A 12,438-nucleotide genomic window follows, 5' to 3' on the forward strand; every position below is an offset into this window, starting at 1 on the left:
GCGGGCGGGCGGCGCGCCGCCCGACGACGGCCGGCGGCTGCGCGCCGTAGCCCCGGCCCCGCGGCGTGGACCCGGCCATGCGGTGACCCCATGAATGCGCCCAGGAAATCCGAAGCGAACGTGATTCCGCTGCGCCTCCCCAATCTGGGCGACGACGGGCAGCCGGGCGCGAGGTTCGTCAAGCGCGCCGTGAGCTACACGCTGGCCTTCATCGGGCTGCTGGTGCTGGCCGCGCTGCTGGTGTCGATGTTCGTGAGCATGGACGTCACCGTGAAGACGTCGGGCGTGCTGGAGCCGGTGCAGCTGTGGCCGGTGCGCGCGCAGGCCGGCGGCGTGGTGCGGCAGGTGCTGGTGAAGACCGGCGACACGGTGGCCGCCGGGCAGCCGGTGGTGAAGCTGGACGCCCTGGCGCTGGAAACGCAGCTGGCCCAGCTGCAGGCGCAGCTGCGGTCGGCGGAGATCGACCGGGCGCGCAGCGCGGCCGCCACGCCGCTGGAGCGCGCCCAGCAGTCCGAAAAGCTCGACCGCGCCCGCGCCCGGCTCACGACCTCGCGCGCCACGCTGCTGCAGCGGATGGTGGAGCACGGGCTGGGCACCAACGTCGACTCCATGCTGGCGGCGCACCGGCCGGGGCAGCACGTGACGCTGGACCTGGCCGTGGGCGAGGTGCGCGGCGCCGAGGCCGAGATCCGCCTGACCGGCACCGAAACGGGGATGCTGGCGCTGCGCGGGTTCGACGAGCGCAAGACGGGAACGGAGATCGACCGGCTGCGCGCCCAGGCCGCCGAGGTCGAGCAGCGCATCGCCCGCAGCACGGTGCTCGCGCCCGCCGCGGGCGTGGTGCTCACCGACGACGTGGAGCGGCGGCTGCCGGGCGCGCTGGTGCAGGAGGGCGTCACGCTGCTCGAGGTGGGCGACCTGGCCGACTGGCGGGTGACCATGCTGGTGCCCGAGCGCGACGTCAACAAGATCGAGCTGGGCGACCGCGTGCGGCTGGAGGTGCAGGCCTTCCGGCAGTCCGACCGCCGCCAGCTGGAGGCCCGCGTCACCCATGTGGCGTCGGAGCCCGCGGGTTCCGGCCCGTCCGGTGGCGGGCCCGGAGGGGGAGGCGCCCCCGCGACCGCGCCCACGGGCGGCGGCGTGTACCGCGTGGTGGCCTCACTGGACCGCGACCAGGTGCAGCCGGGCGAGCTGGAGCGCTTCAGGCGCGGCTACAGTGTCAGCGCCAACGTGGTCACCAAGTCCGGCCGCATCCTGGAGCTGGTGTGGAACTACGTGGGCGAAAAGCTGAATCGGAAGTGAACGGCGCGGGGCAGATGCTGGAGCGTGCGGCGCCCCCCGCCTGGGTGCGCGAGGCGCTGGGCGGGGCCACGGGGCGGGGCATTCGCGTGGCGGTGATCGACAGCGGATGGGACCGCACGATCGACGATCCGCGGGTGCTGCCGGGCATCTCGTTCGTGGACCCGGAGGACGACTTCGCGCTCGGGCGGAACGACGACGACCACGACGTCTTGGGGCACGGCACCGCGTGCGTAGACCTGGTGCTGCGGGTGGCGCCAGAGGCGCGGGTGGTCCCCGTCCGCGTGTTCGGCGGGATGCTGGAAACCTCGCCGGGCACCATCCACGCGGCGCTGCTGTGGTCCATCGAGGCGGGCGTGCAGGTGATCAACGTGAGCCTGGGCACGCGGCTGGAGCACGCGCGCGACGCCCTGTACGTGGCGTGCGAACGGGCGCGCCGCGCGGGGATCATCGTCGTGACGGCGGGGCACAACGCCAACGACTGGAGCTATCCCGCGATCTTCGAGAACGTGATCGGCGTGTCAGCGGGCAAGTTCGCCTCGCCCTACGAGTTCCGCTACCGGGCGGAGCACGCCATGGAGTGCGTGGCGTGGGGGGTGGAGCAGGAGGTCACGTGGCTCGGCGGAGAGCGGGTGGTGAAGCACGGTACCAGCTTCGCCGCGCCGAACGTGGCGGGCATCGTGGCGCTGATCCTGGAGGCGCACCCCGGCTCCACCATCGAGGAGGTCCGCGAGATGCTCTCCCGCTTCGCCCTGCCGGCCGTGGAGCCGGCGGCGGACGAGGCGTCTGAGGCAGGAGAGAGCTAGAACTTCGTGCCGGATGGGGCTGGCTGTCGCTCATGCCGCGGCAGCCCTCTCTCCCCGGCCCTTTCCCCCGCAAGCGGGGGAAAGGGAGAATTCGATCGCGCTCCGGCAGGTTCGGTGCGCGTGAGGTTGAAGCCCCGAGCGGGACGCTACAGCGGCCCGCGTCGGGGCTTGCCGCGTTCCGAGCGGCGGGTTCACCCGTTCACGAGGGGATTGGGGCAGTCTCGAGCCGCCGGTGCGCTTCGGATTGTGTGTGGCGGATCCCTCAGTCGCTGCAGCCGATGTCGTGCGTGCAGGTTCTCCGCGGTCGCTCCATCGGGATGACAGATGCTCGTCGGCCCGCGCTTTCTCTTGGCTTGCTCCGAGCCGAGGCCCCGGCTTGCGTGCTCGCTGCCGCGCCGGGGGGTTGTTACGCGTCCGCGGCTGGATCCTTCGGCCCGCGAGGGATCGTGTGCGGGCAAGTGTGGTGCGGCTTGGCCTCAGGATGACAGGCGGTGGTGTGGCGGGAAACTGGGGACGTGCACCGGGCTGGCTCCCTTCCCCCGCGCAGTTTGCGGGGGAAGGGCTGGGGATGGGGGGCGGCCGAGGCATGCACCGGCCCACGCCGTACACAGTCCGGGTGAGGACCCTCAGGGCGGGTTGACGGGGATCAGCAGCACCGCCCCGGTCTCCCCCGTCTCCCGATGCGTGCCGATGGCGGCGATGTGGCCCTGGTCGTCGATGCCCAGCGCGGCCTCGATCTGCCAGTCCTCGAACTCCCGCATCATGCGCTCGGTGAGATAGTACAGCCGCCCCTCGCCCCAGATCACGCCGTAGGTGGGCTGCGCGGGACGGTCCGGGCGCAGCGCCGAGCCCACGACGAACGCCGAGCTGGCCACGTCGCGCACCACCACGCGGGTCCCGGGGATCACCGGCAGTCCGTCCAGGTCGTCGTCGCGCTCCCAGACGAACACCGGCTGCAGGTCGTTCTCCAGGATGCTGTCCTGGTCGGCGTCGCGAATGCCGAACCCGGCCACGTGCCCCTCGCTGCTCACCGCCACCGCCTCCGTGCGATCGGCGCCCGGCGGAAGGGGCGCTTCGGACCACTCTCCGGCGCGCCACACCCACACGCTGCTGCGCGTGCACCCCGCGGGGCCGCAGCCGCTGAAGCCCGTGACCGCCACCTGCCCGTCGTCGGCGATGCCCGCCGCGGCGCTGGCCTCGGCGCCCGGCGGCAGCAGCACGGTGAACAGGCCGCTCCGCGCCACGAACGCGCGCAGCTCTGACTGCGTGCGCCCGCGGGTGCCCGCCACGGTGCCCTCGGCGTTGATGTCGACGAACGTGTGCGGCGCCGGGTCCACGCGCCCCGCGATCCCCGTCGCCCAGCCGTACGTGTCGGCGCCGCACGAGATTTCTCCCGCCACGTTGCCGCCGGAGATCGCCGTCGCCTCCGAGTCGCACCCGGCCGGCGCGCCCGTGTTCAGCAGGGTCCACCCGCCGCCGTTCCACCGCGCCGCCACCATCCGCCCGCCCACCTCGGCCGCGCCGACCACCACGCGATCGTCGATGTCCGCGGGCGTAAAGCTCGACGCGCCCGGCGGCACCCCGATCACCTGGAGGTTGTATTCCCCGGGCCGGTGCGGACCGCCGGGATTGTCGCACGCGCCCGCCATGATTGCGATGGCGAGCACGGCGGAGAAGCGCGAGCGAAGGCGGGTCATGGGATCATCGGGCTGTGGCGGTGCATCCATCCCTCTCCTGGATCATAACGCCGGGCGTACGCTCCCGTCATGCCCAGCCGATCCCGGGCGCACGCGAAAGGCGGGGAGAATGCGGCAGAGCGGAGCGTGCCCCCGCAGTTCTCCGCGACCTCCGCGCCTCCGCGTGATCCATCCCTCAGGCGCTGGCGGTTTCGCCCGGGCGGTAGTCGTCGCCGATGGCGGAAACGGTGATCAGCAGGGCGCTGTCCTGGTCCGCGCGGATGTCGTGCGCCTCGCCGGGGCCAAAGAACAGCACCTGCCCCGCACCCAGGGTGTACTCCTGCCCATCGGTGCGAAAGCGCAGCCCACCCTCCACCACCTGCAGCGTCATGGGGCTGTCGGCGTGGTGCGTGCCGATCTCGTTCCCCGACTTCATCACGGTGAGCGTCAGCCGAAAACGGCCGCTCTTGGCCAGCGTGCGCCCCACCCTGCCGCTGCGGCTGTAGGGATCTTCGGCGCGCATCGAGGCGATCTGCTCGGCAAGGTCGAAGGCCAGCACGGGTCCCGCGAGGGGGCGGTTGATGGACGACATGGGTTGCTCCGGCTCCGGTCCTGGTTTGTGGTCAAAGCTTCGTCGGCCTGACGATGCTCGCTAGAAATACGCCACGAAGCCCGTGTACCACCGGCCCTTGCCGCCGTCGCCGGGCCACACGTACTCGATGGATACCGCGTCCTCGAACAGGCTGAGGCCCGCCCCGTACGAGGTGAGCCACCCGTCCGTCTCGCGCGCGCCCAGCTTCGCCAGCGCCGGGGCAGACTCGTCGTTGATGGTGGACCACCCCGCGTCGCCGGAAAGGACGAAGGCGGGGCGCAGCGGCGGGAACAGGAACACGCCCGCGCGGAATAGCGGCTCGCTGCTGTACGGCGGCAGGTGAAGCAGAAGCCGCGCGCGCCCCAGCGCCGCCGTCGTTCCGCCGAACTCGTTGCGCTCGTACCCCCGCAGCCCTTCGATCCCGCCGAAGCGGTACAGGAACTGGGCCGGCGCACGCCCGGCGATGGTCCCCGCGTCCGCCCGCCCGATGGCGGTGACGTACTTCGACGGCAAGCGCACGGAAAGCAGCGCCTGCGCCCGCGTGATGCCGAAGTCACCGAACCCCTGGTCGGCCGTGAGCTGCGCGATCACACCGCTGCCCACGCCAAAGGAGCCGGTGCCGCGGGCGTAGCGCAGCATCGCCTCCGCCGCCGCGTGCGTCCCCGGCTCCGCGGCCGCGACGGACGGAAACTCGCCCGCCGTGCCGAACACGTACGAGTCGGTGTTGAGCGTCACCGAGTCGTGCCGCTCCCACCGCCCGCCCAGGCGGGCGGTCCACCGGTCGCGCCGGCGCGTGGCGAACGCCTCGGCGCCCAGCGCGTCGTAGTAGTCGCGCACGTCGTACCCGGCCAGCGCGGCGGTCAGCGCGTATCCCAGCTCCCACTGCAGCGGCGGGCGGAACGACGTCATGTCGCGCAGCCGCCGATAGCCGCCCACCACGGCGCTGTAGCGCGGGCCCAGGGGAACGGTGCCCTGTCCCGGGTGCCAGCGGAACGAAAGCTCGCCGCGCGGCACGCCCTCGGCGAACGCGTAGCCGGCGTGCGCGTACACGTTCCAGTCGCGGCGCTCCGGGTCGCCCGGGGTGATGACGGTGCCCAGCCCCAGGAACGGGCCCTCCACCCGGTTGTAGCGGAACAGGTGCCCGCTCTGCTCGTAGCGCAGGGCCGCCTGCACGCCGCGGGTGCTTTCCGGCGGGCGCACCTGGGCGCGCAGGTCCGCGAAGTCGGCGACGTCCGTGGCGTCGGTCTCGTCGCCCACGCCACGCCAGCCCGCGAAGGCACCATCCTCCAGCCGCCACACCAGGCGCGAGCCGCTGGCCTCCGGCTTCCATCCCGTGTTCAGGTCGAAGCCGGAAAGCACCGTCACCAGCCGCACGGCCGCCGTGCCCCCCAGCAGCGGCGAGCCGATCTGGATCTCGCGCCGCTGGCGCACCGGCAGCCAGTACTGCCCCTCCACCAGCGCGCTTTCCAGCTCGAAGAACAATCCCGTCTCGGTGACCACGAAGCGTCCGCTGCTCTCCACGAAGCCAAAGCGGGCGCGGGCGATGGCGGCGCGGTCCACGTCCACGAAGAAGGTTCCCGCCACCACGCGGTGGGTGCCCGCGCGCTCCAGCGCGTCGCCGCGGGGCCGCACGTGCACGGGCACCAGGGTCAGCCGCCCCTCCTGCGTGGTGACGCGAACGGTGTCGCCCGTCTCGTAGTGGTAGAAGTCGATGCCCCGGAACGAGAAGGGATGGATGGCCTGCGCCCGCGGCGCGCGCGCGTTGGGCGCGGCCGCCAGCGAAAAGACGGTGATGGTGTTGCCGTACAGGTGCGGGATGATCCAGGGCGCCTCGAGCAGCGAGCCGATGGTGTAGGGCGTGGGCGCCAGCAGCTTGATCCGGTGCCCGCTGATGGTCTGCTCCACCGCGCCGCTCTCGTTCCAGCGCACCGCACCCGCCACCTCGTCGACGGTCACCGGCAGCTCGGCCGCGTCGGTGGTGTCGGAGGCCAGCGACAGGTAGATGGCGGCGCGCATGTCGGCGCGGTAGTCGTCGAGCGCGGCGGGAACCGTGCTGCCGGAGCGGATCACGCGGTTCACCAGCTCGCGCGTGCCCGGCGCGTCGAAGATGCTGTCCGCCAGCGGCTCGTTGCCCGGGCCCGGAATCCACGGCGTGGTGTCCAGCGGCCGCACGTCGCCGGGAATGCGGATGCGAACGCTGTCGCGGCGAGCGCGCCCCGAGTCCGCCGGCGCGCCGATCCGTACGCTGTCGCGCGGCGTGCCGATGCGAAGGGTGTCGCGCTGGGCTGCGACGCAAGGCGCCACGCCCAGAACGAGCGCCGCGCACAGGAACATGCGGAGCTTCATGGAATCCTGCCGATTTCCGTGCACGCCCCCACGGCGTGCTCACCCGGCGAATCGGCAAGCGCCGCGCCACGCCTGGGATCGGCCCGTGAAAGCAGCCGCGGGGCTGTCGGGGACTCTCCCTACACCGGTTCCCTCTTTCCGGATGCCGCGGCGCGCGATTGTCCACTATCATCCAAGTCATTGCCAAACGGCGGGTTGCGGGCGCTTGGCCAGCACCGACCCATGACCTGCGACGGTAAAGGATGAAGATGGACCGAAAGACGGTGCTGGTGGTGGACGATCACGCGCCCACCAGGCAGGCATACGCCGCGTTCCTGCTGGACTGCGGATACCACGTGCTGGAGGCGGCGCACGGGGGCGAAGCGATTCTTCACATGTACACGCACCGGCCCGACGTGGTGCTGATGGACATCATGATGCCGGGGCTGGATGGGGTAGACACGGCGCTGTCCCTCCGCGAGCGCTGGCCGACTCATCGAATGCCGATCGTGGCGGTAACGGGCTCCCAGTCGGCCATCGAGCAGGAGCGCATGCGCGGCCTGTGCTCGGCGGTGCTCCTGAAGCCCTGCCCCCCCGACGTGATCGCTTCCCACGTAAAGACGCTGGTGGACGCGGCGGTCTGAGCCGGAAAGATCAACCGACGTTTGCCTCCCGTTGATGATCGGCCAGGACGGCCCGGCTTCAGTCATTCAGGCAAGATGGGACAATCGCGGGGCCCCCTTCGGATAAAGCCGAGGGGGGCCCCGATCAACTCAGCCAGCTGCGGCGCTGAAGCTAGCTTGCAGCCGCAGCCGAGTCTTCTGGTGCCGGCTCCGGCTCGGACGCCTCCGCCAACGAGTCCGCCGGTGCCTCCGATTCATGGGCCGACGTTTCGGGCGCGGCGCTCGGGCCCGCCGGGGCCGCGTCCAGGCCCGTTTCCATCAGGCCGGCGACGAGCTGCGTGAAGCGGACGGGGTCGTGCGGCTCGCTGCCCTCGGCCAGGAGCGACCATCCCAGCAGCAGCTCGCCGTAGTCGCCCACCACCGCGTCGCTGGGGTTGGCGTCGAAGCGGCGGCGGAGACCCTGCACCAGCGCGTGCCCCGCGTTCAGTTCCAGGATGCGGCGCTGGCGCACCCCGTCGCGGCCCTGCGAGAGCAGGCGCTCCAGCTGCGGCGAGTAGTCGTGGTCGGACACCACGAGCACCGCGGGGGACTTCGTGAGGCGGCCGGAGAGGCGGACTTCCTTTACCCACTTCTCCAGGCGCTTCTGAAGGGTGCCCAGGAACGGCTCGAACTCCTTCTTCTGCTCCTCGCCCTCTTCCTTCTTTTCGCCCGCCTCCAGCTCTACCGCGCCCTTCCCGGCCGAGCGCAGGCGCTTGCCCTCGTACTCCGTCACCGACTGCACCACCAGCTCGTCGACGGGGTCCGTCAGGTACAACACCTCCCAGCCGCGGTCGCGGAAGGTTTCCAGCGCGGGCGAGTTCTCGATCTGCTCGCGCGAGGTGCCCGTGAGGTACCAGATGTCCGACTGGCCCTCGGGCATGCGCTCGATGTACTCCTTGAGCGTGGTCAGCGCCTCTGCCTCGCGCGACGAGCCGAGCAGCAGCAGCCCCAGCAGCGAGTCGCGGTTCTCGTAGTCGCTGTCCACGCCCTCCTTGACGGCCCGCCCCAGCTCGCGCCAGAAGGTCTCGTACTTGGCCCGGTCGCTCTCCAGCATCTTCTTGAGCGTGTCGAGCACCTTCTTGGTCAGCGCGCGGCGGATCTGCCGGACGTGCCGGTCGCTCTGCAGCATTTCGCGCGACACGTTCAGCGGCAGGTCGGGCGAGTCGACGGCGCCGCGCACCCACCGCAGCCAGCGCGGAAGCAGCTCCTCGCTGTTCTCGCGCACCAGCATCCGCTTGACGTACAGCCGCAGGTTGGGCTTGAACCCGGGGTAGTACATGTCGTTGGCCGCGCGCGACGGCAGGAAGAGCACGGCCTGGTACTCCACCAGCCCCTCGGCGCGGGTGTGGATGGTCTCCAGCGGGTCCGACCAGTCGTGCGAGATCTGCCGGTAGAAGTCCGCGTACTCCTCCTGGGTCACCTCCGATGGCGGGCGCGACCAGATGGGCTTCATGGAGTTGATGGGCTTTTCCGGCTCCGGCGTCTCACCCTCCGGCACCTCTTCCGGCTTTTCGGCCGGCAGGATGATGGGATAGGTGATGAAGTCGGCGTGCTGCCGTACGATGCGCGAAAGCACCCAGCGGTCCGCGTAGTCCTCGATGCCGTTTTCGCTGTCCACCGCCTTCAGGTGAAGCGTGATGGTGGTGCCCGGCCGGTCGCGCTCGGCCTCGGTAACGGTGAAGGAGCCGTCGCCCGCCGACTCCCAGCGCACGGCCTCGTCCGTTCCCGCCTTGCGCGTCACCAGCTCCACGCGGTGGGCCACCATGAACGACGAGTAGAAGCCCACGCCGAACTGGCCGATGAGGTTGGCGGCGCCGTCCTGCTCCTTGAGCTGCTCCAGCGCCTCGCGCGTGCCCGAGCGGGCGATGGTGCCGATGTTCCGCACCACCTCGTCGCGCGTCATCCCGATGCCGTCGTCCTCGATGGTGAGGGTGCGGTTCTCCTTGTCGGGCACCAGCCGGATCTGGGGCTCGTGGCCTTCGGGAAGGAGCTCGGAATTGGTGAGCGCCTCGAACCGGAGCCGGTCGATGGCGTCGGACGCGTTGGACACCAGCTCGCGAAGGAAGATCTCCTTGTCGGTGTACAGCGAGTGGATCACAAGGTCGAGGAGCCGCTGCACCTCGGCCTGGAAGGCGAACTGCTGGGCCTGCTCGGGCACGCTATCCTCCTGTGGGCTGCGTTCGGATGATGTGTGTGTCTCGATGACGTTCCGCGGGCTCCATCAAGCCCGCGGACAGCCCGGGAATTTAGTGAACTGGCCGCGGGTGCAACAAGTGGCGGGATGCGGTGAAACACGAACCGCGCGCCGTCAGCCGAGCTTGACTGGGAACCGCTCGGTCATTACGCTGGGGGGCAAAATCCCCCCGGACCGCTTCGGCGACCGGTCGCGAGGCCGCCTTCCCGGGCGGCCTCTGCTTATCCACCTCCGCGAATCCAATCACATGGAAGCCATACGCCTTCACCAGCCCGGCGCCGCCGACGCGATGTGCGTGGAGCAGGTGCCCGTTCCCCAGCCCGGGCCCGGGGAGGCGCTGGTGCGGCTGGAGGCCGCGGGGGTGAACTTCATCGACGTGTACAAGCGCACCGGGCTGTACACGGTGCCGCTCCCCGCCACGCTGGGTGAGGAGGGCGCCGGGACGGTGGTAGCCGTCGGCGAGGGCGCGGCGGAGGTGCGCGTGGGCGACCGCGTGGCGTGGGCCGGCCACCTGGGCGCCTACGCCGAGTTCGCGCTCGTCCCCGCGGCCAAACTCGTCCCGCTTCCTGAAGGCGTCAGCGCGCGGCTGGGCGCGGCGGTGATGCTGCAGGGAATGACGGCGCACTACCTGGCCGCCTCCACCAGGCCCTTGAGCGAAGGCGACGTCTGCGTCGTCCACGCGGCGGCGGGCGGCGTCGGGCTGCTGCTCACCCAGATCGCCAAGCGCCGCGGCGCCATCGTCATCGGCACGGCGGGATCTGACGAGAAGGCGGAGCTGGCGCGCGCGGCGGGGGCCGACGAGGTGATCGTCTACACGCGGCAGGACTTCGCGGGCGAGGTGAAGCGGCTGACCGACGGGCGCGGCGTGCAGGTGATCTACGATTCCGTGGGGCAGACCACCTTCCTCGCCGGACTGGACGTGCTGGCGCCGCGCGGGATGATGGTGCTCTTCGGCCAGTCCAGTGGCCCGGTGCCGCCGGTGGACCCGCAGCTGCTGAACCAGAAGGGCTCGCTGTTCCTCACGCGCCCCACGCTGGGGCACTACGTGGCCACCCGCGACGAGCTGCTCTGGCGCGCGGGCGAGCTGTTCTCGTGGATCGCCGCGGGCGAGCTGGATGTGCGGATTGGTGCCGAGTTCGCCCTGTCCGACGCCGCGGAGGCGCACCGCGCGCTGGAGGGCCGGCGGACCACGGGAAAGGTGCTTTTGCGCGTCGGCGGCGGGGCAGAGTAGAGGGCCCGGGTTCCCGCTGGAACGGCATGCCGCTTGTATCGCAGGCGCATTGGATGTTTATTTGGGTGCGGGCACCGATCGGCGCCCGCGCATCCCTCCCCTGAAGGCGTTCTTCCCATGTGGTCCCGCGCTCGCTCCCTGGGCCTGCTCCTCCTCTCCGCAGCCTCGCTGTCGACGGGCCTTTCCGGCTGTGATGCCGCCGCCGAAACCGCCGTCAACGGACTGCGCCACGGCGCCGTCCCGGGCATCGAGCGTAGCGACAGCGCCGCCGCCGATACCGTCCCGGCCAAGCCGAAGCGGCAGATCGTGCCGGACGTGGAGGTGGTGGTGAACATCCCCAGCGGGCGGCTGGAGCTGTTGGCTGGCGACAGCCTGGTGAAGAGCTACCCGGTTTCCGTGGGCTCGGCGCGCTACGCCACGCCCGTGGGCGACTACCTGCTGGCGACGGTGATCTGGAATCCGTGGTGGAACCCGCCGCCGGAAAGCGGCTGGGCGCGCAACCGCAAGCCGGAGCCGCCGGGGCCGCGCAACCCCATGGGCCGCGTGAAGCTGCACATGGACGAGCTGATCTACATCCACGGCACCACCTCCGAGGGGCGGTTGGGCGCGCCGGCCTCGCATGGGTGCATCCGGATGTCGAACGCCGACGTGGTGGACCTGGCCAAGCGGCTTCACCGCATCGCCGCGCCCAACGCGGACAGCGCGGAGCTGGAGCGGCTGGCGCGCCCGGGGAAGAACGAGCGCCATACGGTGATGGCGCGGTCCATCCGCATGCGCGTTACCTACCAGGTGGCCAGGCTCCGCGGCGACCAGCTGCAGGTGTACCCCAACGTGTACGGCAGGGATGTCGCGTTCGCCGCGGCGGTGAAGCGCGAGCTGGCGCGCGCGGGGGTGGATACGGCGCAGGTGCCGTCGCTGGCGATGGCGCGGCTGCGGCAGGGGGCCGCGCGTGGCGGCGCCTCGTTCGCGCTGGCCGACATCCCCCACCTGCGCCCCGAGCCGCCCCGCCCCGCCGCCGAGAGCGGGCCCGCGCTGCTGGGCACGCCCACGGTAGGCGCCGCGACGCAGCTCGCGAACACCTCCGCGCCTGCTCCGGCCGCTCAGGAGCCCGCCACCCCGGCGGACAGCGCCGCCGTCCCCGTCGCCGAGGCCGACAACGAGCCCTGACGGGCGTTTGGCCGCGGGGGCGTATGGAGCGAGGACGCAGAAGGCCACAGGTCTTCTGCGTCCTCTTGGTTTCGCTGCTACACTCGCGGGCGGGTTTGGCCGCGCCCCCGGTGCCGCATGATCCTAGTTCAGACCGCGAATCTTCTCCGGAGGCATACAGCAGTGAAGCGGATCGATGAAAGCCGCCAGCAGAAAAGGCCAGGAGCCAAGGTGGTCCCGGCTGCTGGAGAGATCCGGCCGTTCGTGGGGCGTTCCTGCGGGGTGATCCAGATATCCGAAGAGGATCTGCTTGCTCCGATCGCAGTCCGCGTAGGCGGACTTTGTGATGTTCCAGGCGCGGTTTCAACCGCCGGAGCGAGGCCGGCGTCATGCACGTCTCTGGTCCCGCACCGAGACCCGAATTTCCTCTCCGCACACCAGTTCCGTGCAGGGGAGGGGCCGGAGGCGGGGTAGGGGGGGGGCCCGCGGTTGCGCGCGCCGCCTCTT

General features: G+C 71.2%; 9 protein-coding genes. 5 read left to right on the forward strand and 4 right to left on the reverse strand.

Going from position 1 to position 12,438, the window contains the following annotated elements; genetic code table 11:
• The first annotated feature begins 120 nt into the window (after positions 1 to 120).
• Positions 121 to 1,302, forward strand: coding sequence for an HlyD family secretion protein (locus tag VIB55_RS20600; RefSeq protein ID WP_331878552.1), 1,182 nt, complete (start codon positions 121 to 123; stop codon positions 1,300 to 1,302).
• Positions 1,303 to 1,316: 14 nt separating this feature from the next.
• Positions 1,317 to 2,105 carry a S8 family peptidase gene (locus VIB55_RS20605; protein WP_331878553.1) on the forward strand — a complete coding sequence of 263 codons (789 nt, stop codon included), beginning with the start codon at positions 1,317 to 1,319 and terminating at the stop codon, positions 2,103 to 2,105.
• A gap of 626 nt (positions 2,106 to 2,731) precedes the next feature.
• On the opposite strand, the gene VIB55_RS20610 is transcribed toward VIB55_RS20605, so the two are convergent.
• The 3 genes from VIB55_RS20610 to VIB55_RS20620 form a co-directional block, all read right to left on the reverse strand.
• On the reverse strand, positions 2,732 to 3,802 hold the full coding sequence (locus VIB55_RS20610; protein ID WP_331878554.1) for a hypothetical protein: 1,071 nt from the start codon (positions 3,800 to 3,802) through the stop codon (positions 2,732 to 2,734).
• A gap of 175 nt (positions 3,803 to 3,977) precedes the next feature.
• Positions 3,978 to 4,373 (reverse strand): cupin domain-containing protein, encoded by a 396-nt coding sequence (locus tag VIB55_RS20615; RefSeq protein ID WP_331878555.1) that lies wholly within the window; start codon positions 4,371 to 4,373, stop codon positions 3,978 to 3,980.
• Between the two features lie 60 nt (positions 4,374 to 4,433).
• Positions 4,434 to 6,719: a hypothetical protein gene (locus tag VIB55_RS20620; RefSeq protein ID WP_331878556.1), complete on the reverse strand. Its 2,286-nt coding sequence runs from the start codon at positions 6,717 to 6,719 to the stop codon at positions 4,434 to 4,436.
• 242 nt (positions 6,720 to 6,961) lie between these two features.
• Here VIB55_RS20620 and VIB55_RS20625 point away from each other — a divergent pair, with 242 nt between their 5' ends.
• Entirely contained in the window at positions 6,962 to 7,342 is a 381-nt protein-coding gene (locus VIB55_RS20625; protein ID WP_331878557.1) for a response regulator, read from the forward strand.
• Positions 7,343 to 7,493: 151 nt separating this feature from the next.
• Here VIB55_RS20625 and htpG read toward each other — a convergent pair whose 3' ends face one another.
• The gene (gene htpG / locus VIB55_RS20630; RefSeq protein ID WP_331878558.1) at positions 7,494 to 9,518 is read right to left on the reverse strand and encodes a molecular chaperone HtpG; all 2,025 of its coding nucleotides are present in this window, start codon (positions 9,516 to 9,518) and stop codon (positions 7,494 to 7,496) included.
• A gap of 283 nt (positions 9,519 to 9,801) precedes the next feature.
• Between htpG and VIB55_RS20635 the strand changes: the two genes are divergently transcribed.
• Positions 9,802 to 10,785 (forward strand): quinone oxidoreductase, encoded by a 984-nt coding sequence (locus VIB55_RS20635; RefSeq protein WP_331878559.1) that lies wholly within the window; start codon positions 9,802 to 9,804, stop codon positions 10,783 to 10,785.
• A gap of 117 nt (positions 10,786 to 10,902) precedes the next feature.
• The gene (locus tag VIB55_RS20640; RefSeq protein WP_331878560.1) at positions 10,903 to 11,952 is read left to right on the forward strand and encodes a L,D-transpeptidase; all 1,050 of its coding nucleotides are present in this window, start codon (positions 10,903 to 10,905) and stop codon (positions 11,950 to 11,952) included.
• Positions 11,953 to 12,438 lie beyond the last annotated feature (486 nt).

This window comes from Longimicrobium sp., assembly GCF_036554565.1.
Lineage (GTDB): Bacteria > Gemmatimonadota > Gemmatimonadetes > Longimicrobiales > Longimicrobiaceae > Longimicrobium.